The following is a 24,078-nucleotide window of genomic DNA, read 5'->3' as shown; positions in this document are numbered from 1 at the left end:
CGGGTGTCGGCCTGGCTACCGGTCCCGTTCCGCCTCGACTACCGCCAACCCGTCGTCGACGGTCAGCGTCAGCCGATCGCCGTCGATGCCGAACGTGAACTCGGCGTGGAACGGCTCCGCCGAGTGGACCGTCCCTCCGTACTCGGTGTGGATGTGGTCGACACGGTGGGGGTCGGACGGGACGATCGGGTCCAGTCCGTGGTCGGTGAGAAACGCCAGCAGATGGGGATCGGAGACGAGTTTGATGACGAACGCGCCGCCGCCACGGAAGATACAGTTCGTGCAGTCGACCCCCAGGTTCACCGCGTTGGCGCTCTCGCAGTGCTCACAGATCCCGCCGTCAGCGTCGTGGTCCTCACAGGGGAACACCTCGTACTCGACGGTCGCCGAACAGCGCGGACAGAGGCCGCTCGCCATGGCGAACATCTCCAGGTGAGCCCAGGTCCAAGCGGCCCGAGCCGCTTCGGTCGGCGTCCGTCCCCCCAGCCCCGCCGGCGGGAGCGGCATCCGTCCGAGATACCCCCGCTCGACGGCTTCCGGGCGTTTGTTCGCGCCGTAGGACTGCCCGTATCGGCCGGCACATTCCGTACAGAACAACTCGACGTTCCCCGACCGCCAGCGGATCTCGACGGGTGCGCCACAGTTCCCGCAGGACTGATCGATCCGCGTCCGTTCGAGGTCGGGCGTCTCGGTGACCGCACCCGACAGCACCGCTTCGACCACTCGCCGGCCCGCTCGGCGGAGGACGTACCCCTCGTCGGTCTTCTCCGCGAAGTGGCCGACCACCTTCTCCAGGTGGTAGTTGAACTGCCCCGAATCCCGGACGCCGACCCGCTTCCGTAGCGTCGAAAACGAGAGCGGCTCGTCTGCCTCGCCCAGTGTCCGGAGAATCCCGAGACGGGTCTCGTCACCCAGGGCGGCGAAGGCCTCGTCCGGGGAGAGCGTGTCGCTACCGTCCGCGCCGGTCATATACCTCGATACAGCCGGTGTGGTTGTAAAGCCCGGGCCGGAACCGAAGCATCATACAGACTACAGAAGAACGCTTCGGAAAACTCGCTTACAGAAATATCATTCAGATTATTGTTAAGGGAACGGGGAGCAACTGTCGATATACGATGAAACACCCACACACAACCCGACCCAGTCGGTCGGCGGAGACGGGACCCGCGTCGTCCGGTGGGAGCCTCGCGCTGGTCTGTCTGCTCGTCAGTGTACTGCTCGCGGTCAGTTACCCGGTGTTCGCGCTCGGGGTCACGTTGGGCGCCCTCGGGACAGTCACGCTCTCCCGGTTGGTCGCCGCTGTCGACGCTCGCCGTCGGTCCCGTTCATGTCGGCAGTCCCCGCGCCGGGCCCGGAGACGCGGCTCTCAACCGGAATAGCGCACTCTGGGGCAACTCTTTCAGAAAGACCGCTGCCCATCCCACGGCGCTCATGGCGCGTTCGTGCCGTTCGCATCGCGGTTCTCGATTCCTCGGACCGCGCTACGCGAACAGTTGTCTGGCGTCGTCGATGGCCTCGACGAGTTTGTCGACCTCCTCGCGGGTGTTGTAGACGTAGAAGGAAGCCCGTGCGGAGGCGGCCACGCCGAGTTTGTCGTGTAGCGGCTGCGTACAGTGGTCGCCGGCCCGGATGGCGACCGCCGAGTCGTTGAGGATCGAGGAGAGGTCGTGGGCGTGGACGGAATCGAGGTTGAACGCGACCAGTCCGCCCCGTTCCTGGCCCGCCGGCGGGCCGTAGGTCTCGACGTCGTCCTGTTCGACCAGCCGTTCCATCGCGTAGTCGGCCAGTCGCTGTTCGTGGCGCTCGATGCGCTCCATCCCGATGTCGTCGAGGTAGTCACAGGCCTCCGCGAGCGCGATTCCCTGGCAGATGACCGGCGTCCCCGCCTCGAACTTCCATGGGAGGTCGTTCCACGTCGAGTCCTCGAAGGTGACCTTCTTGATCATCATCCCGCCGTAGAGGTACGGCTCCATCTCCTCTAAGAGATGTTTCTTCCCGTAGAGGACGCCGATCCCGGTCGGCCCGGCCATCTTGTGGCCGGAAAAGGCCAGGAAGTCGGCGTCGATGGCCTCGACGTCGACCGGACGGTTCGGGACCGACTGCGCGCCGTCGACGAAGATGTAGGCGTCGTGGTCGTGAGCGATGTCGGCCAGTTCCGAGACGGGGTTGACGGTCCCGAGCGTGTTCGAGACGTGGACGACGCTGACCATCGCCGTGTCGTCGGTGATCAGTTCCCGTGCGTGATCCATGTCCAGCGTGCCGTCCTCGGCGGTGCGGATGTACCGACACGTCGCGCCGGTCTTCTTCGCGATCTGCTGCCAGGTCACCAGCGAGGCGTGGTGTTCCATCTCCGTGAGGACGATCTCGTCCTCGGGACCGAGTTCGTTCAGGCCCCAGGCGTAGGCCACCACGTTCATGCTCTCGGTGGTGTTCTTGGTGAAGACGATCTCCTCGCGCTCGCCGGAGGCCCCGATGAACTCGGCGACGCGGTCGTGGGCGTCCTCGTAGGCGACGCTGGCTTCCTGGCTCAACTGGTGGAGGCCGCGGTGGACGTTGGCGTTTGTCGTCCGGTAGTAGTCCGCGATGGTCTCGACGACCGGCTCGGGGGTCTGGGTCGTCGCCGCGTTGTCGAGATACACCACTTGCTCGCCGTCGAACTCCCGCTGGAGGATCGGGAAGTCCTCGCGGATACTCGCCACGTCGAGCAGTTCGGAGTCGGAGTGTCTCATTACTCGTACCTGGTGCTCGACGGGGAACTTTCCTTCGGTTCACCTAGAACTCGGCACCGGCGACAGTCCGTCGCTGCGGTGGCGTTACATCCAGAGCAGTTGCGCGTGAAGGGTTCCGTCCAGATCCAGGACGTTCTCCTCGTCGACGAAGCCGTGTTCGATGGCCACGTCGACGGCCGTCTCGCCGACGATGTTGGCGACGCTACAGCGGGCGAGACTCTGGACGACCTCCTCCTCGCTTGCGGGCTCGCCGTCGTAGAACTCCTCGTCGACGGTCAGCGAGACGGGGCCGTCCTCGAACGTCTCGCCCATGATCTCCGGATCACAGACCGAGACGAGCAGTCCCTCGTCGGTGTCGCGCTCGTTGAGGAGCATCTATTCGAGCAGTTGCTCTTCGGCCTCTTCGCGCATTTCCTTGACCTCGTCGGCCAGCTCCTCGGCCTCTTCGTACTTGCCCAACTCTTCCAGTGCGCGGGCCTTCTCCTCTAAGATATCGGCGTTCCGGAAGCCCAGTCGGATCGCGTTGTCGAAGGCCTCGACGGCGTCCTCGGCGAGACCACGTTCCAGGAGGAAGAAGCCGCGGTTGTACCATCCTTCGGCGAAGCGGGTGTCGATCTCGACGGCCCGTTCGGCGTGTTCCAGGGCCTGCTCGGATCGGCCGGACTCCCACAGCGCGTACGCGAGGTTCGTTTCAGCGGTGGCGGCGTGGTCGCTTCTCGCCGTTGCATCGCTCGAATCCCCCGAAGCGCGTTGTGCCTCGCTCTCCCCGCCGATGTTCAGCGCCTCCTTGTAGGCACCGATGGCGGCGTCCCACTCTTCGAGTTCGGCGTGGGCCGCGCCCTTGTTGGTCCAGGCCTCCTGTTCGATCCGGTCGTCGTCGGCGTACTGGGCGACCCGCTCGAAGGTGTCGGCGGCCTGTTCGTGGCGGTTGATCTGCATGTACTCCAGGCCCACGTCGAGCAGTTGCTCGGTGTCGATCTGGTCGGTCGGGATGTTGCGCCGGTCGAGCAGGTCCGTGACGACCCGGGAGTCGACGGGGTCGACCTTGTCCGGGTCCACCTCGAACTCCGGCGGTTCGAGGTCGAAGGCCTCGTAGGGGTCGTCGAATCCCTGGCCCTCCGAGAACTGGTGGTCGTCGCGCTCGCGGTCTGTCATACGACGGAATTGGCGGCCAGGCTGGTTAAGGCCTGCGTCACACGGTCAGTGGTCCGTGGTCCCGCCTTCCCCCGTCGCCGACGACGATTCGGGGACGTAGACGAGGCTGCCGCCGAGATACAGGAGCGCGCCGCCGGCAAGAAGTAAGCCAACCGGCGCGTTCGTGGACCCGGCCAGGGCGGCGACAGCGACGCCGATCGCCGCGACGAGGACGGCAGTACAGCGACGAACGGTGCGGCGGAGGGCGGTGAGATCGTCCATAGCTATCGTTGTGGGGAGAAACAGAAAAGCCTCCAGGCCAGGAACAGCCAAGTGTCGCTGTCCACTACGTAGCGGTATGAAACGGCTGTTCGTCAGCGTCGACCTCGACGGCCTGGGTGACGCCGTCCGGGCGGTCCAGCAACGGTTCGAGGGCGCCGGAGGGCTCCGGTTTACCGACCCCGAGCAGGCACACGTGACCCTGAAGTTCCTCGGGGATACCGAGCCCGACCGGATCGGCGAGATCGTCCAGGAGTTGGAGAGTGCCGTCGACGACGCCAGCGTTCCGCCGTTCGAGGCCCGATTTGGCGGACTCGGCGTGTTTCCTTCGATGGAGTACATCAGCGTCGTCTGGTTCGGCGTCCGGGAGGGCCACGGCGCGGCGGAACTGACGACCCTCCACGAGACGATCGAAGACCGGACCGTCGCGATGGGGTTCGATCCGGAGGACCACGACTTCACCCCCCACGTCACGCTCGCCCGGATGGACCACGCCGGCGGGAAGGAACGAGTCCAGGCGGTCGTCGGTTCGGCCGATCCCGATGTCGGGACGCTCTCGGTCGACGAGATCCGACTGACAGAGAGCGTCCTCGGTCCTGACGGCCCGACGTATCGAACTGTCGAATCGATACCACTTCGGTGACCGCTCCATCGGCTCTAGGCCGGCCGAAAACAGTTAGATCGGTGATAATTCTTATGGCGGCGAGCCGTCTAGCGCCGGTATGGTCGCAGCGGAGCACGTCGTGTTCGTCTTCATCGCCGGGCTGTTGACGGCACTGGCCACGGGGCTCGGTGCCATTCCCTTCTTCCTGGTCGAGGAGTTCTCCGACCGGTGGAACGTCGCACTCTGGGGGCTCGCGTCGGGGATCATGGTTGCGGCTTCGCTGTTCGGCCTCATCCGCGAGGGACTGGCCTATGGCTCGCCGGTGTTGCTGGTTCCGGGGCTGCTGACCGGTGTCGTCCTCGTCGTCGTCAGTCACGAGGTTCTGGATGGGTTCGACCACGGCCCCAAGAAGTTCGAGCAGGCGGATTTCAAGAAGCTCCTGCTCATCCTGGGTATCCTGACGGTCCACAGTTTCCCGGAGGGCGTCGCCGTCGGCGTCTCGTTCGCGGAACTGGGCCTCGACGGCGCGGCCGCAGGCGACTCGCTGCTCGTTGCCGGGACCGCAGTCCCGCTGTTGGCGGTGTTCATGACGATCGCGATCTCCATCCACAACGTCCCCGAGGGGACCGCGATCGCCATCCCGCTGCGCTCGCTGGGGATCAGCGAGTGGAAGATGGTCTGGTGGGCCGTCTTCTCGTCGCTGCCCCAGCCACTCGGAGCGGTCATCGCGTACTACTTCGTGACCCTGGCAAAGGAGTTCCTCCCGTTCGGGTTCGGCTTTGCCGCCGGCGCGATGGTGTATCTCGTCGCGACGGAGTTCGTCCCCGAAGCCCTGGACTTGGGCGATGGGTTGCCCGGCGGTGGCAAACGCGAACTGCTTGCCGGCGCGGTGACGGGCGTCCTAGCGATGGTTCCGCTGGCGTTCGTCTAGAGGATCGACCGCTGCTTGATGACCTGGAGGTCGACGAAGGCGGTCAGTGGCTCGCCGAACTCGTCGACGCGTGTCTCCATGCGGTAGTTCGAGTGATCGACGGCGAAAAAGGAGGGGCCGTCGACATCCAGCGGTTCCCGGGCACGGTCCTCGGTCGCGGCCTCGTAGACCTCGCCGTCCTCTGTGGGGAGCGCCGTCTGGCTGAACGCTCGATCACCCCGCGGTGTCTCGGCCGGTTCCTGCCCCTTGATGTAGCTGTCGTACATCTCGAAGTGCTCTTTCTCGGCGAAGAAGTAGACATCGAAGGGCCTGTCGGCTCTGATGGTGTACTCGATCGCACCGCCGGTGTCGGAGACATCCGGGAGCCGTTTCGTCCACCCGTCTTTCGGATCGACGGAGATGTCCTTCTGTACGTTCAGGATCACCTCGCCGCCGCCACCCAGACAGCCGCTACCCACGGCTGCCAGTCCCGTTCCCACCGTCTGTAACATCCGCCGTCGCCTCATACTCGACTCTCTGGAGTTCTCGTACTTAGTTGCATCCGCGCGATTATAGCCGCTGATAACTACCGGCGGGGTCGCCGGGGAAAAGGAAGGAATTTAAGCACCCGTCCGGAAGGGTCAGGACACCATGAGCAAGAAATCGAAGGCCAAGAAGAAGCGTCTGGCCAAACTCGACAACCAGAACAGCCGGGTCCCCGCGTGGGTCATGCTCAAGACCGACCGCGAGGTCCAGCGAAACCCCAAGCGACGCCACTGGCGGCGCAACGACACTGACGAATAATGAGCGCCAGTGACTTCGAGGAGCGTGTCGTCACGATCCCGCTCCGCGACGCCAAGCAGGAACCGAAACACGAGCGCGCCGACAAGGCGATGAAGCTCATCCGAGCCCACCTCGCCCAGCACTTCTCGGTCGACGAGAGCGCCGTGCGTATCGACCCTTCGATCAACGAGACGACCTGGGCGCGCGGCCGGCGCAAGCCGCCGAGCAAGATCCGCGTCCGCGCCGCCCGCTTCGAGGAGGACGGCGAGGCGGTCGTCGAAGCCGAAACGGCCGAATAACGTTGCTCCGCGCGGCGTTCTCCGGGTCGTCGTACGTCGGTGTCTTCGCCCGTGCGACCGACGACTGTGTGCTGGTTCGCCCGGACCTAGAGGAGTCGCTGACCGACGACATCGCCGAGGAACTGGACGCTCCGATCGTCCCGACGACCGTCGGCGGGTCCGGGACTGTCGGCGCGCTGGCGACCGGCAACACCAACGGCCTGCTCGTCTCCGCTCGCGTCCGAGACACCGAGATTGACCGCATCCGCGAGGTCGTCGACCTCCCGGTGACGGAACTGCCCGGCCGGATCAACGCTGCCGGCAACGTCGTCTGCTGTAACGACTCGGGCGCGTACGTCCATCCGGACCTCTCCCGGGAGGCCGTCCAGGCCATCCGCGACGGCCTGGACGTCCCCGTCGAACGGGGCGTCATCGCCGGCGTCACCACCGTCGGGACCGCTGCCGTCGCCACCGACCGCGGCGTCCTCTGTCACCCCAAGGCCACCGACGGCGAACTCGACGCTCTAGAGGAGATCCTCGACGTCCCTGCCGACATCGGGACGGTCAACTACGGCGGCCCGCTCGTCGGATCGGGGTTGGTCGCCAACGACCACGGCTACGTCTGTGGGACCGACACCTCCGGCCCGGAACTGGGCCGGATCGACGCGGCGCTGGGCTACATCTAGACCACTTTTTACTTCGTCGCCCTTCCTCGCGCGCTCTTCGAGCGCGCTGTGGGAGGGCTCCTCGCAAAAACCTGGGGAAAAACTGCCGGAAGCGCGGCGCCGCCGCGCTTCCGGTGAAACCGCGCCTTCGGCGCGGTATGCTCTCTAGCAGCCCTGCCCTTCCCCAGGTTCTCGCGGTCACACCGCGAGGTTCGGGAGACCACCGGTCTCCCGGCACGCTCGGCCGCGACTGTCGTCGCGGCATTCGCTCCCGGCCCGGTGGCTGGTCGGTCTTCGAATATCGAGAACAGCCACCGATTCGCTTATTCGGGAACCCGTGCGATGGTCGTGATCGCCCGCGGACTGCCCGGCCTCGATTGCTGGATGTGGTGTTCGAACTCCTCGAAGCCGGCGGCCTCGAACATCCGGTCGGCTTCCGCCTCGTCGTAGAACAGCATGATCGCGTCGGCCATCTTCTGGAACACCGTCGAGTTGGGGTAGTCCGGGCCGACGATCAGGACCTTGCCGCCGGGTTTCGCGAGCCGGCGACACTCCTCCAGGGCGTCGACGGGGTTGGGCCAGTACTCGATCGAGCCCGAGGACCAGACTACGTCGAAGCTCTCGTCCTTGAAGGGGAGTCGCTCGGCGTCGCCCAGGTGAAACCGGACGTTACCGTGCTTGCCGAACTTCTGGTAGGCTTTCGAGAGCTGGTGGGGGCTCTGGTCGAGGCCGTACACTGTCTCGACTTGCTGGAGCAATCCCTCCGTGGCGAAGCCGGTGCCACAGCCGATGTCGAGCACGCGGTCGTCGGGCTCGATCTCCAGCATCTCGATGGCCTCGTCGCGCATGCGCTCGTCCCAGATGAAGGGGTTGATCTGGTCGTACACCTTCGAGAGGTACTTGTAGAACGTCCGCGCACGGGCTTTGTTCTCGAGGACTCCCATTGGCTCTCCCTTGGCGTTTGGCAGGCATAATTCCCCGGATTCCTCGGTCGGTGGTCCATACGAACTTCGCAACTACCAAATAGGCGCTCAAGCAACAGTCGGACGATTAGAGAATGCCACGGCCAGAAGTTCTCGACAGGATAAAGGAGGCCGAGCAGGAGGCCGACGACATCGTCGCCGAAGCCGAAGAGGACCGTGAACAGCGCATCGAGGAGGCACGCGCCGAGGCCGAGGAGATCCGCGAACAGGCCCACGAGGAGGCCGACGCGGCGGCCCAGGAACGCCTCGAAGACGCCCGCGAGGAGATCGAGGCCGAACGCGAGCAGCTCATCGAGGAGGGAGAGACCGCTCGCGAGAACCTAGAGAAGGCGGCTCAGGCGGAGACGGACGAGGTGGTCGAATACGTGATCGACCTGTTCGAGGAGGCGGTACATGCTTCGACCTGAGCGGATGTGCCGCGTCTCGGTGACCGGGTCGAAACGCGTCATGGACGACACTATCGAGTCCGTTCACGAGCTCGATATCCTCCACGTCACCGAGTACGACGGCGCCTGGGATGGGTTCGAACCCGGCGACCCCGTCGAGGGAGCCGACGAGGCATCGGACAAACTGGTCACCGTCCGCTCGCTGGAGTCGATCCTCGACGTCGACGCCGAGGACGCGGGGCCGACCCAACTGGTCACCGACGAGGCCCTCGAAGAGGACCTCGAAGACGTCCGGACCCAGGTCAACGAGCTAGACGACCGACGCGGCGACATCGAGGACGACCTGCGTGACGTCCGCGAGCGGATCGACACGATGGAGCCGTTCGTCACGCTCGGGATCGACCTGGATCTACTGCGAGGGTACGACTCGCTGTCGGTCGCGGTCGGGACCGGCGACGCCGACGAGGTCGACGCCGCCCTCGCCGACAGCGATGTCGAGACCTTCGAGGTCTTCGACGAGGAGGACGTCGTCGCCGTCTTCGCACGCTGTGAGGACAGCGACCTGCAGGACGCCCTGGTCGGTGCGACCTTCTCGGAGCTCGCGGTCCCGGACGGCGACGGCGATCCGTCGTCGTACTTAGAAGAACTGCGCCACGAGGAACAGCAGCTCGAATCGAAGCTCTCGACGGTCGAGGACGAACTCGACGACCTCCGGCTCGATTACGCCGGCTTCCTGCTGGCCGCCGAGGAGAAACTCTCCATCGAGGTCCAGAAGGCCGAGGCGCCGCTGACCTTCGCGACGACGGAGAACGCCTTCGTCGCCGAGGGGTGGATTCCCAACGAGGAATACGAGGCCTTCGAGAGCCAGGTCATGGCCGATGTCGGCGAGGCTGTCGCCATCGAGAAGCTCGAAGTCGCCGAGTACGACAGCGACGGACACGCCCACTCCCACGAAGAGGTCGATCACGGCGGCGGTGGCGGCGAGGTCGGCTCCGAGGTCGACACCGGCGTGACCGCCGAGAGCGAGGAAGAAAACCGCGAGCCCAGCGAGGCCGTCGCCGACGGGGGTATGGTGAGTGCTACAGCGGAACCACGTTCCGACGGCGGCGTCGTCACGATGGGCGACGAGGACCCGCCGGTCATCCAGGACAACCCCGGCGCGGTCAAGCCCTTCGAGTCGCTGGTCGAGGTCGTCAACCGCCCGAAGTACGGCGAGTTCGACCCGACGGTCGTGTTCTTCCTGACGTTCCCGGCCTTCTACGGCTTCATGATCGGAGACCTGGGGTACGGGATCCTCTACTTCCTGGCCGGCTACGGCCTGTACACGCAGGTCGACAGCGACGTGCTCAAGAGCCTGGGTGGGGTCGCGATGTGGGCCGGTGGGTTCACCGCGCTGTTCGGAATCCTCTACGGCGAGGTCTTCGGGCTGCACACGATATCGAACGTCGTCTGGCCCGCGATCGGCTTCGAAGAGGCGCCGATCCACAAGGGACTCCAGCCCGCGTTCGGTGACTACGCCATCGCGTGGCTGACGATCAGCCTGCTCGCCGGCATGCTCCACCTGGCGATCGGGTGGACCTTCGACTTCGTCGAGAACCTGAGCCACGGCTTCTACGACGCGCTCACCGAGAGCGGCTCCTGGCTGCTGATGCTCTTTGGCCTGTGGGCCTGGGTGTTCTCGGGCGCGAACGGCTCGGCACCGGGCTTCCTCTACACGGCCGAGGAAGGCATCTTCGCCGGCCACCCGTTCGCACTCGGCTTTACCGGACTCCCGGCGATCAACCTGTTCAGTGTCGGCGGGTTCCCCATCTCCGCGTGGCTGCTCGTGTTCGCCGTCGGGCTCGTTCTGCTGGCGCTTGCCGACCCCATCGAGGTCGTCGAGTTCCTCAACGTCTTCGTGAACGTGCTGTCGTACACCCGGCTGGCCGCCGTGTTGCTCGCCAAGGCAGGGATGGCCTTCGTGGTCAACCTCCTGTTCTTCGGCGTCTACGTCGTCGAGACCGGCCACGGCGCCGAGTGGCACTTCGGTATCAACCACTCCCCGGCACACATGCTCGAACAGGGGACCTACCACGGCTACGAGGTCACCGAGGTCATGTTCGGTGGCCTGATGCACTCGGGTGTCGCCGGCGTCATCGGTGGCTTGCTCGTCCTCGTCCTCGGGCACGTTCTCGTGTTGGTGCTCGGTGTCACCAGCGCCGGACTGCAGGGTGTCCGTCTCGAGTACGTCGAGTTCTTCGGCAAGTTCTTCGAGGGCGGCGGGAAGCAGTACACGCCCTTCGGCTACGACCGCCAGTACACGACCGACGACTGACTGCGGACCGCTGAACGACGCTTTTCTCGACTTCGCTCGCCGTTCGATCCGTGTCGCTCCGGCCGTTCACCGGATTCGTTGCCTTCGAGGGCTATTTTCCCGGATCCCGGCGAGGTCGACGGCTGGTACCAGCTCACATCCCACCCGGCGTGAGCGGCTAAACCGCCAGAACAGCGTCTTGCCGAACCGTTTTGGGAAGCTTTATGAACTCGGTACGGTCACATACGCCTGTTCGGACACGAAACCCCAGAGAGGACTTCAACAACATGATTGACACCATCGCACTCGCCGCCAACGTTGTACTGCAGGAAGGTAGCGCCGCGCCGGCCATCCCGGCAGGCGCCGCAGCGGCCCTGGCCGTCGGGCTCGCCGCACTCGGTTCGGGGTACGCGGAACGTGGTATCGGTGCCGCCGCGGTCGGCGCCATCGCCGAGGACGACAGCATGTTCGGTCGTGGCCTGATTCTGACGGTCCTGCCCGAGACACTCGTCATCCTCGCGCTGGTCGTCGTCTTCATCCTCGGTTAACCACACCCCCCCCCTTTTCCAACAATGAGTCTTGATACAGTCGTAGAGGATATCCGAGACGAGGCCCGCGCGCGTGCAGAGGAAATTCGCGCCGAAGGCGAAAACCGAGCCGAGGAGATCGTCTCCGAGGCGGAGGCCGACGCCGAGCAGATCCACGAGGACCGCGAGGCCGAGGTCGAACGCGAGATCTCCCAGGAGCGCGAACAGAAGCTCTCCTCGGCGAAGCTCGAAGCCAAGCAGGCGCGACTCGGCGCACGCCGGGACGTACTCGAAGACGTCCGTGAGGACGTCGAGGCCGCACTCGCCGACCTCAGCGGCGACCGCCGCGAGGAGCTGACCACGGCGTTACTGGAGGCGGCCGTCGCGGAGTTCGACGACGGCGACTCCCTGCGCGTCTACGGTCGAGCGACCGACCAGGACCTCCTCGAAGATATCCTCACAGACTACGACGACGTAACGTTCGCCGGGGAGCGTGACTGTCTCGGCGGAGTGGTAGTCGAGAGCAGGAGCTCCCGGGTCCGTGTGAACAACACGTTCGACTCCCTGCTGGAGACGGTCTGGGAGAACAACCTCAAGGAAATCAGCGACCGACTCTTCGAAGCACAATGAGCAGTCGAACGACGGCAAAGCGCGATCGAAGCAGCAACTACGAGTACGTCATCGCTCGTGTTCGCTCCCGTGGTTCGGTACTGTTCGACGACGACGACTACCGCAAGCTGGTTCGTATGGGAACGAGCGAGATCGCTCGTTTCATGGAGGAGACCGAGTACGAGACGGAGATGAACGCGCTCGGCTCCCGGTACAGCGGCGTCGATCTCATCGAGTACGCGCTGAACCGGAACCTCGCCAAGCATTTCGACGACTTGCTGGAGTGGTCCGAGGGCGCGCTGTACGACTACATCGCCCGGTACCTGCGGAAGTTCGACGTCTGGAACATCAAGACCGTCGTCCGCGGGCTCTACTCGGACGCCGAGCGCACCGAGGTCGAGGACGACCTCATCCGCGCCGGCGAGTTCGGCGACGAACTGCTCGATCAGTTGCTCAACGCCACCTCGATCGAGGAGGTCGTCGAACTGCTCGACGGCACCATCTTCGGCGACTCGATGGCCGAGGCCTACACGGTCTACGAGGAGACCGACGTGCTCGTGCCCCTGGAGAACGCGGCCGACCGCGCGTTCTACGAGACGCTGCTGTCGGGGCTGCCGTCGAACCCGGAGATCGATAGTCCGACCGGGCTGTACGTCGAGTTCCTCCAGACGGAGGTCGACTTCCGGAACCTCCGGAACGCGCTCCGGCTGGCCCGTAGCGGTGCCGACATCGAGGCCGCCGAGTATTACATCGAGGGCGGGAAGCTCTTCGACGAGCAACAGATCGCACAGCTGTCGACGAACTTCGACCAGCTGATCGCGACGGTGCGAGAGAGCACCTACGGTGACGACCTCGACCAGGCGCTGTCGGCACTGGAGGACGCCGAGAACCTGATCGACTTCGAGCGCGCGCTCGACGTGGCGCTCCAGGAGTACGCCGACCGGCTCTCGAACCGCTACCCGCTGTCGGTCTGTCCGGTGTTGTCCTACATCCTCGCCAAGGAGAACGAGGTCGACAACATCCGGGCGATCGCCCGCGGTCGCGAGGCCGGCCTCGGCCCCGACGAGATCGAACAGGAACTGGTGATACTATGAGCCAGGAGATAGCTGTCATCGGCAGCCCGGAGTTCACGACGGGCTTCCGACTGGCGGGCGTCCGCAAGTTCGCGGATGTCCCGACCGAAGAGAAAGACGAGAAGCTCGACGACGCCGTCGAGGAGATGCTCACCGACGACAACGTCGGTATCGTCGTGATGCACGACGACGACATGGAGCATCTCTCCCGTGGGGTCCGCAAGGACGCCGAGACGAGCGTCGAACCCGTCGTGGTGACGCTCGGCAGCGGCGCCGGCGGCGGTGGGCTGCGTGAGCAGATCAAACGAGCCATCGGTATCGACCTGATGGACGAGGACTAACAATGAGTCAAGCAACAGAAGCAGACGTCCGTGAGGACGGCATCATCGAAAGCGTCTCGGGACCGGTCGTAACGGCTCGGGACCTCGACGCCCGGATGAACGACGTCGTCTACGTCGGTTCGGAAGGGCTGATGGGCGAGGTCATCGAGATCGAAGGCAACATCACTACTATCCAGGTGTACGAGGAGACCTCCGGCGTCTCCCCGGGCGAACCCGTCGAAGGGACGGGCTCGCCTCTCTCCGTGGATCTCGGGCCGGGTATGCTCGACGCCATCTACGACGGCGTCCAGCGCCCGCTCGACGTCCTCGAAGAGAAGATGGGATCGCCGTACCTCGACCGCGGGGTCGACGCCCCGGGGATCGACCTGGAGAAGACCTGGGAGTTCAGCCCAGAGGTCGAGGCCGGTGACGAGGTCGAAGCCGGTGACATCGTCGGGACGGTCCCGGAGACCCCAAGTATCGATCACAAAGTGATGGTTCCGCCCAACTCCGAAGGCGGCGAGGTCACTTCGATCGAGTCCGGCAACTTCACCGTCGAAGAGACGGTCGTCGAACTGGACTCGGGCGAAGAGATCCAGATGCGCCAGGAGTGGCCGGTCCGCAGCCAGCGTCCGGCCGAGGACAAGGAGACGCCGACCGAGCCCCTCATCTCCGGCCAGCGGGTGCTCGACGGCCTGTTCCCGATCGCGAAAGGCGGGACGGCCGCCATCCCCGGTCCGTTCGGCTCCGGGAAGACGGTCACCCAGCACCAGCTCGCCAAGTGGGCCGACGCGGACATCGTCGTCTACGTCGGCTGTGGCGAGCGTGGCAACGAGATGACCGAAGTGATCGAGGACTTCCCGGAACTGGAAGACCCCATCACGGGCAACGCCCTGATGGACCGGACCTGCCTCATCGCGAACACGTCGAACATGCCCGTCGCGGCGCGTGAGTCCTGTGTGTACACGGGAATCACTATCGCCGAGTACTTCCGTGACATGGGCTACGACGTGGCGCTGATGGCCGACTCCACCTCCCGGTGGGCCGAGGCCATGCGGGAGATCTCCTCGCGGCTGGAGGAGATGCCCGGTGAGGAGGGGTACCCCGCGTACCTCTCCGCTCGCCTGAGCGAGTTCTACGAGCGTGCGGGTTACTTCCAGAACATCAACGACACCGAGGGCTCCGTAAGCGTCATCGGCGCGGTCTCGCCCCCGGGCGGGGACTTCTCGGAGCCGGTGACCCAGAACACCCTGCGGATCGTCAAGACGTTCTGGGCGCTGGACGCCGACCTCGCCGAGCGTCGGCACTTCCCCTCGATCAACTGGAACGAGTCGTACTCCCTGTACCGGGACCAACTCGACCCGTGGTTCGTCGACAACGTCCGGGACGACTGGCCCGAGACGCGCCAGTGGGCGATCGACACGCTGGACGAGGAGGCCGAACTCCAGGAGATCGTCCAGCTCGTCGGGAAGGACGCGCTGCCCGAGGACCAGCAACTCACCCTGGAGATCGCCCGCTACCTGCGTGAGGCGTGGCTCCAGCAGAACGCGTTCCACCCGACCGACACCTACTGCGAGCCCGAGAAGACGTACCGCATCATGGACGCCATCAAGACGTACAACGACGCGGCCTTCGAGGCGCTCGATGCCGGTGTCCCCGTCGAGGAGATCACCGACATCGAGAGCGCACCCCGACTCAACCGTATCGGCGTCCAGGAGGACTACAACGAGTACATCGACGACCTGGAAGACGACATCACATCGGAACTCCGGGAGCTGTACTAACAATGAAAGAGTACCAGACTATCACAGAGATCAGCGGCCCGCTGGTGTTCGTCGAGACCGACGAGCCGGTCGGCTACGACGAGATCGTCGAGATCGAGACCAGCGACGGCCAGATGCGCCGCGGCCAGGTGCTCGAATCGGCGAGCGACTACGTCGCAATCCAGGTGTTCGAAGGCACCGAGGGGATCGACCGCGAGGCGTCGGTCCGCTTCCTGGGCGAGACGATGAAGATGCCCGTCACCGAGGACCTGCTTGGACGGGTCATGGACGGCACTGGCCAGCCAATCGACGGCGGGCCGGAGATCGTCCCCGACGAGCGCCAGGACATCGTCGGCGCAGCGATCAACCCGTTCTCGCGTGAGTATCCCGAGGAGTTCATCCAGACGGGTGTCTCCGCGATCGACGGCATGAACACGCTGGTTCGGGGCCAGAAACTGCCGATCTTCTCGGCGTCGGGGCTGCCCCACAACGATCTGGCGCTCCAGATCGCCCGGCAGGCGACGGTGCCCGAGGAAGAGGAAGGCGACGACGACGAGGGGTCGGAGTTCGCAGTGATCTTCGGCGCGATGGGGATCACCGCCGAAGAGGCAAACGAGTTCATGGACGACTTCGAGCGGACCGGTGCGCTGGAACGCTCGGTCGTCTTCATGAACCTGGCGGACGACCCGGCCGTCGAGCGGACGATCACGCCGCGGCTGGCGCTGACGACCGCCGAGTACCTCGCCTTCGAGAAGGACTACCACGTGCTGGTCATCCTGACGGACATGACCAACTACTGTGAGGCGCTGCGTGAGATCGGCGCCGCACGCGAGGAGGTCCCGGGCCGCCGTGGCTACCCCGGCTACATGTACACCGACCTCGCACAGCTCTACGAGCGGGCCGGCCGTATCGAGGGCCGCTCGGGCTCGGTGACCCAGATCCCGATCCTGACGATGCCCGGCGACGACGACACCCACCCGATCCCGGACCTGACGGGATACATTACAGAGGGCCAGATCTACATCGACCGGGACCTCAACAGCCAGGGCGTCCAGCCGCCGATCAACGTCCTGCCGAGTCTCTCACGGCTGATGGACGACGGGATCGGCGAGGGGCTTACCCGCGCCGACCACGCCGACGTGAAAGACCAGATCTTCGCCGCCTACGCGGAGGGTGAGGACCTGCGCGACCTCGTGAACATCGTCGGTCGCGAGGCGCTGTCGGACCTGGACAACAAGTACCTCGACTTCGCGGACCGCTTCGAGGACGAGTTCGTCGACCAGGGTATCGATACGGACCGGGACATCGACGAGACGCTGGAACTCGGCTGGGACCTGCTCTCGATGCTCCCGAAAGACGCCCTCAACCGTATCGACGAGGAACTCATCGAGGAGCACTACCGCGAGGACGAGCCCGCCGAGACCGTCGAAGCAGAAGCCTGACGACCGACTGACACACTCGGCCTACACCGTTTTCCGTTTGCTTCGCTGCGATAGTCCAACCCAAACCATTTGGGTATATGTAACTTTGCTTGTCCAGTCTAAACTCTACCTGCACTATGCCACAACCAGGCTCGGAATCGATATGGCTCTGGCTCGGTACAGCCGGAATGTTCCTCGGGATGGTGTATTTCATCGCCCGGGGTTGGGGAGAGACAGACGAACGACGACAGAAGTTCTACATCGCCACGATACTGATAACGGCGATCGCCTTCGTGAACTACCTCGCGATGGCGCTTGGCTTCGGGTTGACGATCATCGACCTGCCGAACGATCCGGAAGCCCCCATCTACTGGGCGCGATACACGGACTGGCTGTTCACGACACCGCTGTTGCTGTACGACCTCGGGCTGTTGGCCGGAGCGGACCGCAACACCATCGCGTCGCTCGTCAGCCTCGATGTCCTGATGATCGGGACTGGCGTTCTCGCGACGCTGTCGGCCGGCAGCGGCGTCCTGTCGGCGGGCGCCGAGCGGCTGGTCTGGTGGGGTATCAGCACGGCGTTCCTGCTGGTCCTGCTGTACTTCCTGTTCAGTTCGCTGTCCGGTCGGGTCAGCGACTTACCCAGTGACACACAGAGTACGTTCAAGACCTTGCGGAACCTCGTGACCGTGGTCTGGCTGGTCTACCCGGTCTGGTGGCTCATCGGGACCGAAGGGCTCGGTCTCGTCGGCATCTTCCCGGAGACGGCCGGGTTCATGGTCATTGACCTCGTCGCCAAGGTCGGCTTCGGCTTCATCCTGCTGCGGAGCCACAGCGTCCTCGACGGCGCCAAGCAGTCGACGGGTGCGGCGACGCCGGCCGACGACTGACCGGCCCGGTAGCCGGTTCGACGAGCGGTTGCGGTGCGGCTTTTTTCGTGTGCGTGTCCACGAGTACCGGAGTGACTGAAAACGATTAACTGCCTCGGCCCGAAACGAACCGGTAATGGCTAAGGACGTCAAGCCCACGCGCAAGAACTTGATGCAGATCGAGGACCGCATCGAGCTGTCCGAGCGTGGCCACGACACGCTGGAGAAGAAGCGTGACGGGCTCATCATGGAGTTCATGGACATCCTGGATCAGGCACAGGACGTCCGGGACGATCTGGACGACTCCTACGACCGCGCACAGCACGCGATCGACATGGCCCGCGCGATGGAGGGTGACGTCGCGGTGCGGGGCGCTGCCGCGGCGCTCAAGGAACACCCCGAACTGACGACCCAGTCCAAGAACATCATGGGCGTGGTCGTCCCCCAGATCGAGTCCAGCAAGGTCAGGAAGTCCCTCGACGAGCGTGGCTACGGGGTGATGGGGACCTCCGCCCGCATCGACGAGGCCGCCGACGCCTACGAGGAGCTGCTGGAGAACATCATCCTCGCGGCCGAGGTCGAGACTGCAATGAAGAAAATGCTCGAAGAGATCGAGACCACCAAGCGCCGCGTCAACGCCCTGGAGTTCAAGCTCCTGCCCGACCTCCACGACAACAAGGAGTACATCGAGCAGAAACTCGAAGAACAGGAGCGTGAAGAGATCTTCCGCATGAAGAAGATCAAGGCCAAGAAGGAGGAAGAGGAAGACGAACTCGCAGCCGCCGAGGAAGAAGACGAGGAATTGGAAGCGGTCACCGCCGACGACTGACGAGACGCGTTCTCTTCTCCCGTCGCGGTCTTCTCCCGGTCACAGTACTCTTGTCGCGGGCGCACGCAGTCCCGGTATGTCCTGTCCCGAGTGTGGCGGCGAGCAACTGGCGATTCCGGTTCCCGTGGACCTCCGGGAGTATCTCCGGGGGGACACACCGGGAGTGTTCGTCTGTCGGTCCTGTCTGGCGATGCGTCCGGCGGACGACCCGCCAGCCGAACTGCCCGATCTGACGAGTCTGGACGACGCCCTCCCGTCGAACCCGGAGGCGGCGCTCCCGCTCGTGTTGCTCGTCGGGTTGCTGGACTCGCTCGCGGTCAACCGAAGCGAGATCACCGCGTTGCTCGAACGTGCCGAACGGGCCGGCGCCGACCCATTGCTGGTCGTCGGCCGGCTCGGTGACAGTTTCGGCGCGGATGCCCACGTCGATCTGGCGAGTCGCCGTCGACAGCTCGAACAGTTGCTGTAAGAACGAGTCCGCTTACACGCCCGTCGAGTACCGCAGAAGACCGGCGACCCCGCCGAAGGCGGTCAGGAGCTGCTCGCCCTTCTCGAAGTCCGTCGAGACGAACACCGTCTCCGAGCCGCGCTGGTCGGCAAGCTCCATCAGGTGGTCGATAGCGTCCTCGCGCTCGGCATCCGCGGCGTCGACCGTCGCTGAACACCGGGTGCAGTCGTGGTCATCGGTGTCGGCGGTGCTGTTTATCAGTTCGTACTCGTCGTGGCCGTTCTCGCAGGTGTAGCTGACGACGTCTTTCCGGAGGTCCTCGGAGATGAGGAGTTGATCGACCGCGCCCATGTTGAGGTTCTGGCGGGTCTGATCGAAGCCGTAGGTGGCCTTGTTGCCGTCGTGGAGTTGCTTGAAGAACTCCTCCATGGTCTGCTTGTCCTGGAGGATCTCGTGTTGAGCCAGGACCTCGTCGGCCGCGTCGACGAGGTCGTACAGCCCCGACTCGTCGGTGTAGGCCACGTCGAACTTCCCGAGGACCATGTCCTGGAGTTCGTGGTGGAGGTAATCGCCGTCGAGGAACTCGTCTTTCGTCGGTGAGGGACCACCGACGAGCACGCCGTCCATCTCGTGGCGGTCGTCGACGAAGAGATCGTTCGCCATGCCGGCGACTTCCTGATAGAAGTTGTCGATCGCTTCGAGGCGCAGCCGGGCGAACCGCTGTGCCGACTGGCCACCTTTCCGCTGTTTGCCCGGGACCAGTGACGACGCGGATTTGACGGGTTCGACCCGCTTTCCTTTGAGCCAGCCGACGTTGGCCTCGCGTCGGTCGAGTACGATGAGGCCGAAGAGACCCTTGTCGGCCAGCATGTCCTCCAGTGGCTCGGTGAGGAACTCGGCGTCACAGTGGTATCGGAACGACTGTATGGGGTCCGGCGGCGATTCGAGGACTTTCGTCACCATATCCGTCCGGCCACCGCCCTGATCGATGGCACCCGAGAACAGCACCATGCCGTTCTCCGGAGAGGTGTCGTAGTAGCGAAGTCGGTCCTTGATCGATGTCAGCGCGTCCTGGACGGCCGTTCGCGTGTCCTTGGACTTGATGTTCGAAGCCTCGGAGTGTTCCTGGGTGACGTGGGCGACGACATCGCTGAGGAGCTTGTCCTCGGGGACGTAGATAGAGACGAGTTGTGTTCCTGATCCCCGGTAGTCCTTGAGCTCCTCGATCACCTTGCGGAACTCGTATTTCTGTTTGTCCGATTGATCCTGTTCCTGCTCGCTCATTACTACGTGTTGGCCGAGGTGGTGTAAGAACCTGTTGACAGGGAGGCGCGACACCCGCGGGAAAGCGCAGCGGCGAACGCAGTGAGCCACGAGCAAGGGATGCCACCCTCGAAGTGACGGGGGCGGAACGCCTGCGGAAGAGGCGGACGATTCGAGCATCGCGGGAACCGCAGAACGTACGAGAGCCAGAGCGGGGACTCGAAACGCCGAGCGGCGACCGACTCCACCACGCTGTCGAGCGCCGGTTCGGTTCCTCCCGTATCGGCCACACCTTGTCACCTGACCACACGACAGCCGGTTTTATATGACTGTCATTCCTGTGGACAAGCAACAAAATCATGTCGGGGTACGTGTGTACGGTTGCGGGCGGAAAGGGAGGCGTCGGGAAGACGACGACAGCGGTCAACGTCGGGTCTGCCCTGCAGGAGATGGGGTACGATGTCGCCGTCGTAGACGCGGACCTCGGGATGGCGAACCTCGGAGCGATGCTGTCGGTCGAACCCGAACGGAGCCTCCACGAGATCCTGGCCGGTGACGGCGCCGTCAGTGAGGCATTGACCGACGCACCGGGTGGGCTGACGGTCATCCCTGGCGAGCAGTCTCTGGAAGCCTTTGCCGACGCCGATCCGGCCAAGCTCCGGAAGGTCATCAAGACGCTGCGCAACGCCTACGACGTGGTCCTGATCGACACCGGCGCGGGGCTGAGCCACGAAGTGGCGGTACCGCTGGGGCTGGCCGACGGCATCGTGCTGGTGACGACGCCGGACACCGTCGCAGTCGGGGACACCGTCAAGACCGCGGAACTCGCCGACCGGATCGACGGCAACGTCATCGGCGCGATCATCAACCGCGTCACCCGACACACGGACGTTGCAGCCATCACCGAGCAGTTCGACTTCCCGCTGCTCGCCGTGATTCCAGACGACCCGCAGGCGACGACCGAGGAACCGCTCGTCCTCAACGCCCCCGAGAGCTCGGCTGCGGACGCGTTCCGGCGACTGACGACCGCCCTGGAGGGGCTGTGGTTCCACGACCAGAGCGTCGAGGAAGACATCGATACGATCGTCGACGACGACTGGTTCGTTGACGGTGAGGAAGGCGACACCGACGCCGAAGACGAGGACTCCGGGGGCGGGGTCTTCGGGCTGTTCAACTGATCGGCGCTCCGCTCACGACGGAGTTCCAGTGAGGTGTCACCCGGGATCGGTGGTCGTCGTTGGCGTACTAACAAAGGGGTCGACTTTCAGACCGGTCGCGTCCGGATTGTGCGCGAGCGACTCTGTCATGTGAATCGCCGTCTCCTCCATGAGTGCCAGACACTCCTCGGACACCGGCTCGTCGTCGTTGGGGCTCGTGCTGAGGTTGAACGTGGACTCGAAGTACAGTGTTCGGCCGTCGACCTCGTAGGGAAGGTAGACCCTCCAAAACTCCTTGGTTCGGCGGACCGTCGTACTCCGGTAGGCAGTAACCGTCTCTCCGTTGAACTCAGTTTGGGTCAACTCTTCCCAGCCCTCGGGGAACGTCGCCTGATCACGGGTCGTCCCGCGCACGAACTGCTGGAGGTTGAGCTGGAGGAAGTCCCCGTTTTGATCGGGTGACTGGAGCTTGACGATGAACACTCCCTCCTGGTTCTCGTCGAACCCCGGCGTCGCAGCCGACTGCTCGCCGAACACGTCCGGGTAGTCACAGGTGTATGTGAACGGGCGTTCTCCCGGTTCGAACTGCCGGTACCCAGATCCGATGTCCAGGCAGGTCTGGCTGCTGTTGCTGGTGGCATCACCGGCACCGTCGCTGGTGCTACTACCACCGTCGCCGCCTGATTCCGTTTCACCCGAGCAGCCGGCCAGTCCCACCGTGACCGCTGTCCCGAGCGAGCCGAGTACTCGTCGCCTACTGTAGTCTGGCGTTTCAGTTCCGTCGTTCTCTGTATTGTGTTGCACGGGAATCCGTACCACTGTCCCGGGAATATAACGGGAGTCTAGGTCTCTAGTGCGACTCGAACGGTTGTCTATGTGTCTGATCGCTGTCTTTCCGCGTTGTCGTCCCGCGGACAGTCGGGAAAGGGGCCGGTCCTGCTCGTGAAAGGTGTGCGACGGGACAGATGCTACGACACTGTGCAGTCACATCGAGGTCGGAGCCTCGACGCCGACGGCGTCGAGCGCGTTCGCGACCGTGTTCCGTGCCGCGACCACGAGCGCGAGCCGCGCTCGGCGGGTCTCCGGATCGGCGTCGAGCACCGGACATTCCCGATAGAAGGCGTTGAACGTCTCGGCGATGTCGCGGGTGTACGTCGCGACGCTGTGGGGTTGGAGGTCCTCGGCGGCTTCCTCGATGACTCTCGGGAAGCGGGCGACGACACGCAGGAGGTCCCGTTCCTCGGGTTCAGTCAACGCGTCGAAATCGGGCTCAGTGGGGCGGTCCTCGGTTTCGTCGAGGATGCCACAGCACCGGGCGTGGACGTACTGGACGTAGGGTGCCGACTGGGCCTCGAAGTCCAGCGCGCGGTCCCACTCGAAGGTGATCCCCTTCGTGGGCTGTTTCGAGACGATGTCGTATCGGACGGCACCGACACCGACCTGGTGGGCGATGCGCTCGATGTCGTCCTCGTCGAGATCGCCCCGGCTCCGGTCGTCAAGGCGGTCCTCGACTTCCTCCCGTGCCCGACCGATCGCTTCGTCGAGTAGGTCGTCCAGATCGATCCCGGTCCCTTCGCGGGTGCTCATCCCGCCCTCGGGGAGGTTGACCCACGAGTAAAACACCTGCCGGAGCTGGTCGGTGTCGTTGCCCAGCAGTTCGAGCGCGGCCGACAGCTGGTCGGCCTGGAGCTTGTGGTCCTCGCCCAGCACCGTCACCGCGCGGTCGTAGTTCTCGAACTTCCACTCGTGGTGAGCCAGGTCACGCGTCGTGTACAGCGAGGTCCCGTCCGAGCGCAGGAACACGAGGTTCTTCTCGAAGTCGGGAAGGTCGAGTTGCCAGGCGTCGTCCTCGTAGACCGCACAGTCCAGCTCTTGCAGTCTGTCGACGAGGGCGTCCGTCGACCCGTCCCGCATGAACCGGGTCTCCTTGACGAACTCGTCGAACTCGGCGGGGAGCCGTTCGAGCGTCGTCTGCATCCCGCCAAGGACGGTGTCGACGACCTCGGCGACCCGTTCGTAGGTCTCCTCGTCGCCCTCCTCCAATCCCTGGAGGATCGACTGGATCTCGGCTTCGGCCTCCTCGACGGCGTCGGGGTCCTCGTCTTCGAGATACGAGTTGCCCGCCCGGTAGTACCGGACCATCTCGTACTCCGGGGAGTCCCGTTCGGGCTCGGGCAGTTCGCTCTCGTCGATCGTCTCGTAGGCCCAGGTGAACACCGCTATCTGTCGGCCGGCGTCGTTGACGTAGTAGTGGCGATCCACGTCGTATCCTGCGTAATCGAGCACGCGAGCGACCGCGTCGCCGATGATCGGGTTCCGAGCGCGGCCAACGTGGACCGGTCCGGTCGGGTTCGCCGACGTGTGTTCGACGACGACGCTCGTCTTCTGGTCCGGCAGCCGTCCGTAGTCGTCCTCGACAGCGGCCGAGAGCGTCTCGGCGAAGTAGGCCTCGCTGGGCAGGAAGTTGACGTACGGTCCCTGTGTCGTCACGTCGCTAACGTAGATCAGTCCGGTGGTGTCGATCGCCCCGGCGATGTCGGCGGCCACTGACGGCGGTGGTGCGCCGACCTCCCCGGCCAGCCGGAAGGCCGCGCTGGACGCCAGGACGGCGTCGACGTCCTCCGGTGGCTCCTCGATCCCGAGGTCGTCGGTCGGGAGGTCAAGATCGGTGAGCGCGGCCGCCAGCGCGTCGGCGGCTTCCGCGCGAAGCTGCAGGAACATACGCCGGGCTTTCGCGGCGGGGAGTAAATGGGTA

At 64.7% G+C, this 24,078-nt stretch carries 27 protein-coding genes; 17 read left to right on the top strand and 10 right to left on the bottom strand.

The annotated features are described in order from the left end of the window. Nucleotides 1-15: 15 nt before the first annotated feature. From VJ109_RS06025 to VJ109_RS06005, 5 genes are all read right to left on the bottom strand, one after another. Nucleotides 16-969 (bottom strand): winged helix-turn-helix domain-containing protein, encoded by a 954-nt coding sequence (locus tag VJ109_RS06025; protein WP_324759823.1) that lies wholly within the window; start codon nt 967-969, stop codon nt 16-18. A 512-nt stretch (nt 970-1,481) separates the two neighbouring features. Next, nucleotides 1,482-2,729: an aminotransferase class V-fold PLP-dependent enzyme gene (locus tag VJ109_RS06020; RefSeq protein WP_324759821.1), complete on the bottom strand. Its 1,248-nt coding sequence runs from the start codon at nt 2,727-2,729 to the stop codon at nt 1,482-1,484. A gap of 84 nt (nt 2,730-2,813) precedes the next feature. Then, nucleotides 2,814-3,104 carry a DUF424 domain-containing protein gene (locus VJ109_RS06015; protein ID WP_324759820.1) on the bottom strand — a complete coding sequence of 97 codons (291 nt, stop codon included), beginning with the start codon at nt 3,102-3,104 and terminating at the stop codon, nt 2,814-2,816. After that, complete coding sequence (locus VJ109_RS06010; RefSeq protein WP_324759818.1) at nt 3,105-3,884, bottom strand: tetratricopeptide repeat protein; 780 nt, start codon at nt 3,882-3,884, stop codon at nt 3,105-3,107. A 45-nt stretch (nt 3,885-3,929) separates the two neighbouring features. Then, nucleotides 3,930-4,145 (bottom strand): hypothetical protein, encoded by a 216-nt coding sequence (locus VJ109_RS06005; RefSeq protein WP_324759816.1) that lies wholly within the window; start codon nt 4,143-4,145, stop codon nt 3,930-3,932. Nucleotides 4,146-4,221: 76 nt separating this feature from the next. Here VJ109_RS06005 and thpR point away from each other — a divergent pair, with 76 nt between their 5' ends. After that, the gene (thpR, locus tag VJ109_RS06000; RefSeq protein WP_324759814.1) at nt 4,222-4,785 is read left to right on the top strand and encodes an RNA 2',3'-cyclic phosphodiesterase; all 564 of its coding nucleotides are present in this window, start codon (nt 4,222-4,224) and stop codon (nt 4,783-4,785) included. Nucleotides 4,786-4,864: 79 nt separating this feature from the next. Continuing rightward, the gene (locus VJ109_RS05995) at nt 4,865-5,677 is read left to right on the top strand and encodes a ZIP family metal transporter (protein WP_324759813.1); all 813 of its coding nucleotides are present in this window, start codon (nt 4,865-4,867) and stop codon (nt 5,675-5,677) included. On the opposite strand, the gene VJ109_RS05990 is transcribed toward VJ109_RS05995, so the two are convergent. After that, nucleotides 5,674-6,183 carry a hypothetical protein gene (locus VJ109_RS05990; protein ID WP_324759811.1) on the bottom strand — a complete coding sequence of 170 codons (510 nt, stop codon included), beginning with the start codon at nt 6,181-6,183 and terminating at the stop codon, nt 5,674-5,676. The genes VJ109_RS05995 and VJ109_RS05990 overlap by 4 nt on opposite strands. A gap of 124 nt (nt 6,184-6,307) precedes the next feature. On the opposite strand from VJ109_RS05990, the gene VJ109_RS05985 reads away from it, so the two are divergent. Genes VJ109_RS05985 through VJ109_RS05975 form a run of 3 tightly spaced genes read left to right on the top strand, consistent with a single transcriptional unit; the run spans nt 6,308 to nt 7,403 of the window. Next, nucleotides 6,308-6,460: a 50S ribosomal protein L39e gene (locus VJ109_RS05985; RefSeq protein WP_135303897.1), complete on the top strand. Its 153-nt coding sequence runs from the start codon at nt 6,308-6,310 to the stop codon at nt 6,458-6,460. After that, nucleotides 6,460-6,738, top strand: a complete 279-nt coding sequence (locus tag VJ109_RS05980) for a 50S ribosomal protein L31e (RefSeq protein WP_324759809.1) — start codon at nt 6,460-6,462, stop codon at nt 6,736-6,738. The genes VJ109_RS05985 and VJ109_RS05980 overlap by 1 nt, the downstream gene beginning before the upstream one ends. 2 nt (nt 6,739-6,740) lie before the next feature. After that, nucleotides 6,741-7,403 carry a translation initiation factor IF-6 gene (locus tag VJ109_RS05975; RefSeq protein WP_276179416.1) on the top strand — a complete coding sequence of 221 codons (663 nt, stop codon included), beginning with the start codon at nt 6,741-6,743 and terminating at the stop codon, nt 7,401-7,403. 302 nt (nt 7,404-7,705) lie between these two features. On the opposite strand, the gene VJ109_RS05970 is transcribed toward VJ109_RS05975, so the two are convergent. After that, nucleotides 7,706-8,326, bottom strand: coding sequence for a methyltransferase domain-containing protein (locus VJ109_RS05970; RefSeq protein ID WP_324759807.1), 621 nt, complete (start codon nt 8,324-8,326; stop codon nt 7,706-7,708). A gap of 113 nt (nt 8,327-8,439) precedes the next feature. On the opposite strand from VJ109_RS05970, the gene ahaH reads away from it, so the two are divergent. From ahaH to VJ109_RS05915, 11 genes are all read left to right on the top strand, one after another. Continuing rightward, entirely contained in the window at nt 8,440-8,772 is a 333-nt protein-coding gene (gene ahaH / locus VJ109_RS05965) for an ATP synthase archaeal subunit H (protein ID WP_324759806.1), read from the top strand. Then, entirely contained in the window at nt 8,759-11,065 is a 2,307-nt protein-coding gene (locus VJ109_RS05960) for a V-type ATP synthase subunit I (RefSeq protein ID WP_324759805.1), read from the top strand. The genes ahaH and VJ109_RS05960 overlap by 14 nt, the downstream gene beginning before the upstream one ends. Before the next feature lie 266 nt (nt 11,066-11,331). Continuing rightward, complete coding sequence (locus VJ109_RS05955; RefSeq protein WP_276179424.1) at nt 11,332-11,592, top strand: F0F1 ATP synthase subunit C; 261 nt, start codon at nt 11,332-11,334, stop codon at nt 11,590-11,592. Between the two features lie 24 nt (nt 11,593-11,616). Continuing rightward, nucleotides 11,617-12,201, top strand: coding sequence for a V-type ATP synthase subunit E (locus VJ109_RS05950; protein WP_324759804.1), 585 nt, complete (start codon nt 11,617-11,619; stop codon nt 12,199-12,201). After that, entirely contained in the window at nt 12,198-13,274 is a 1,077-nt protein-coding gene (locus VJ109_RS05945) for a V-type ATP synthase subunit C (RefSeq protein ID WP_324759803.1), read from the top strand. Before VJ109_RS05950 ends, VJ109_RS05945 begins: the two co-directional genes overlap by 4 nt. Next, on the top strand, nt 13,271-13,594 hold the full coding sequence (locus VJ109_RS05940) for a V-type ATP synthase subunit F (RefSeq protein WP_276179430.1): 324 nt from the start codon (nt 13,271-13,273) through the stop codon (nt 13,592-13,594). The genes VJ109_RS05945 and VJ109_RS05940 overlap by 4 nt, the downstream gene beginning before the upstream one ends. Nucleotides 13,595-13,596: 2 nt before the next feature. Next, complete coding sequence (locus VJ109_RS05935) at nt 13,597-15,357, top strand: ATP synthase subunit A (protein WP_324759802.1); 1,761 nt, start codon at nt 13,597-13,599, stop codon at nt 15,355-15,357. 2 nt (nt 15,358-15,359) lie between these two features. Beyond that, a complete protein-coding gene (locus VJ109_RS05930; protein ID WP_324759801.1) occupies nt 15,360-16,778 on the top strand; it encodes an ATP synthase subunit B in 1,419 nt (472 codons plus the stop codon). A 116-nt stretch (nt 16,779-16,894) separates the two neighbouring features. Next, on the top strand, nt 16,895-17,647 hold the full coding sequence (locus tag VJ109_RS05925) for a bacteriorhodopsin (protein WP_324759800.1): 753 nt from the start codon (nt 16,895-16,897) through the stop codon (nt 17,645-17,647). Between the two features lie 115 nt (nt 17,648-17,762). Beyond that, nucleotides 17,763-18,455, top strand: a complete 693-nt coding sequence (locus tag VJ109_RS05920; RefSeq protein WP_324759799.1) for a V-type ATP synthase subunit D — start codon at nt 17,763-17,765, stop codon at nt 18,453-18,455. Between the two features lie 76 nt (nt 18,456-18,531). After that, a complete protein-coding gene (locus tag VJ109_RS05915) occupies nt 18,532-18,924 on the top strand; it encodes a DUF6276 family protein (RefSeq protein WP_324759797.1) in 393 nt (130 codons plus the stop codon). Between the two features lie 12 nt (nt 18,925-18,936). On the opposite strand, the gene prf1 is transcribed toward VJ109_RS05915, so the two are convergent. Next, complete coding sequence (gene prf1 / locus VJ109_RS05910) at nt 18,937-20,187, bottom strand: peptide chain release factor aRF-1 (protein WP_324759795.1); 1,251 nt, start codon at nt 20,185-20,187, stop codon at nt 18,937-18,939. A 338-nt stretch (nt 20,188-20,525) separates the two neighbouring features. Here prf1 and VJ109_RS05905 point away from each other — a divergent pair, with 338 nt between their 5' ends. Then, nucleotides 20,526-21,344 carry a MinD/ParA family ATP-binding protein gene (locus tag VJ109_RS05905; protein ID WP_324759794.1) on the top strand — a complete coding sequence of 273 codons (819 nt, stop codon included), beginning with the start codon at nt 20,526-20,528 and terminating at the stop codon, nt 21,342-21,344. A 36-nt stretch (nt 21,345-21,380) separates the two neighbouring features. On the opposite strand, the gene VJ109_RS05900 is transcribed toward VJ109_RS05905, so the two are convergent. Continuing rightward, nucleotides 21,381-22,127, bottom strand: a complete 747-nt coding sequence (locus tag VJ109_RS05900) for a hypothetical protein (RefSeq protein WP_324759793.1) — start codon at nt 22,125-22,127, stop codon at nt 21,381-21,383. Between the two features lie 180 nt (nt 22,128-22,307). Then, the gene (gene argS / locus VJ109_RS05895) at nt 22,308-24,044 is read right to left on the bottom strand and encodes an arginine--tRNA ligase (RefSeq protein WP_324759792.1); all 1,737 of its coding nucleotides are present in this window, start codon (nt 24,042-24,044) and stop codon (nt 22,308-22,310) included. Nucleotides 24,045-24,078: the final 34 nt, after the last annotated feature.

This window comes from Haloarcula montana, assembly GCF_035666295.1.
Taxonomy (GTDB): Archaea; Halobacteriota; Halobacteria; order Halobacteriales; family Haloarculaceae; genus Haloarcula; species Haloarcula montana.
The sequence above is the reverse complement of the archived record's forward strand: the minus strand, read 5'-3'. Positions and strand labels throughout refer to the sequence as shown.

Coding starts and splice junctions, on each gene's coding strand:
- VJ109_RS06025 (WP_324759823.1), bottom strand. CDS start 969: ATGACCGGCGCGGACGGTAGCGACACGCTCTCCCCGGACGAGGCCTTC.
- VJ109_RS06020 (WP_324759821.1), bottom strand. CDS start 2,729: ATGAGACACTCCGACTCCGAACTGCTCGACGTGGCGAGTATCCGCGAG.
- VJ109_RS06015 (WP_324759820.1), bottom strand. CDS start 3,104: ATGCTCCTCAACGAGCGCGACACCGACGAGGGACTGCTCGTCTCGGTC.
- VJ109_RS06010 (WP_324759818.1), bottom strand. CDS start 3,884: ATGACAGACCGCGAGCGCGACGACCACCAGTTCTCGGAGGGCCAGGGA.
- VJ109_RS06005 (WP_324759816.1), bottom strand. CDS start 4,145: ATGGACGATCTCACCGCCCTCCGCCGCACCGTTCGTCGCTGTACTGCC.
- thpR (WP_324759814.1), top strand. CDS start 4,222: ATGAAACGGCTGTTCGTCAGCGTCGACCTCGACGGCCTGGGTGACGCC.
- VJ109_RS05995 (WP_324759813.1), top strand. CDS start 4,865: ATGGTCGCAGCGGAGCACGTCGTGTTCGTCTTCATCGCCGGGCTGTTG.
- VJ109_RS05990 (WP_324759811.1), bottom strand. CDS start 6,183: ATGAGGCGACGGCGGATGTTACAGACGGTGGGAACGGGACTGGCAGCC.
- VJ109_RS05985 (WP_135303897.1), top strand. CDS start 6,308: ATGAGCAAGAAATCGAAGGCCAAGAAGAAGCGTCTGGCCAAACTCGAC.
- VJ109_RS05980 (WP_324759809.1), top strand. CDS start 6,460: ATGAGCGCCAGTGACTTCGAGGAGCGTGTCGTCACGATCCCGCTCCGC.
- VJ109_RS05970 (WP_324759807.1), bottom strand. CDS start 8,326: ATGGGAGTCCTCGAGAACAAAGCCCGTGCGCGGACGTTCTACAAGTAC.
- ahaH (WP_324759806.1), top strand. CDS start 8,440: ATGCCACGGCCAGAAGTTCTCGACAGGATAAAGGAGGCCGAGCAGGAG.
- VJ109_RS05960 (WP_324759805.1), top strand. CDS start 8,759: ATGCTTCGACCTGAGCGGATGTGCCGCGTCTCGGTGACCGGGTCGAAA.
- VJ109_RS05955 (WP_276179424.1), top strand. CDS start 11,332: ATGATTGACACCATCGCACTCGCCGCCAACGTTGTACTGCAGGAAGGT.
- VJ109_RS05950 (WP_324759804.1), top strand. CDS start 11,617: ATGAGTCTTGATACAGTCGTAGAGGATATCCGAGACGAGGCCCGCGCG.
- VJ109_RS05945 (WP_324759803.1), top strand. CDS start 12,198: ATGAGCAGTCGAACGACGGCAAAGCGCGATCGAAGCAGCAACTACGAG.
- VJ109_RS05940 (WP_276179430.1), top strand. CDS start 13,271: ATGAGCCAGGAGATAGCTGTCATCGGCAGCCCGGAGTTCACGACGGGC.
- VJ109_RS05935 (WP_324759802.1), top strand. CDS start 13,597: ATGAGTCAAGCAACAGAAGCAGACGTCCGTGAGGACGGCATCATCGAA.
- VJ109_RS05930 (WP_324759801.1), top strand. CDS start 15,360: ATGAAAGAGTACCAGACTATCACAGAGATCAGCGGCCCGCTGGTGTTC.
- VJ109_RS05925 (WP_324759800.1), top strand. CDS start 16,895: ATGCCACAACCAGGCTCGGAATCGATATGGCTCTGGCTCGGTACAGCC.
- VJ109_RS05920 (WP_324759799.1), top strand. CDS start 17,763: ATGGCTAAGGACGTCAAGCCCACGCGCAAGAACTTGATGCAGATCGAG.
- VJ109_RS05915 (WP_324759797.1), top strand. CDS start 18,532: ATGTCCTGTCCCGAGTGTGGCGGCGAGCAACTGGCGATTCCGGTTCCC.
- prf1 (WP_324759795.1), bottom strand. CDS start 20,187: ATGAGCGAGCAGGAACAGGATCAATCGGACAAACAGAAATACGAGTTC.
- VJ109_RS05905 (WP_324759794.1), top strand. CDS start 20,526: ATGTCGGGGTACGTGTGTACGGTTGCGGGCGGAAAGGGAGGCGTCGGG.
- argS (WP_324759792.1), bottom strand. CDS start 24,044: ATGTTCCTGCAGCTTCGCGCGGAAGCCGCCGACGCGCTGGCGGCCGCG.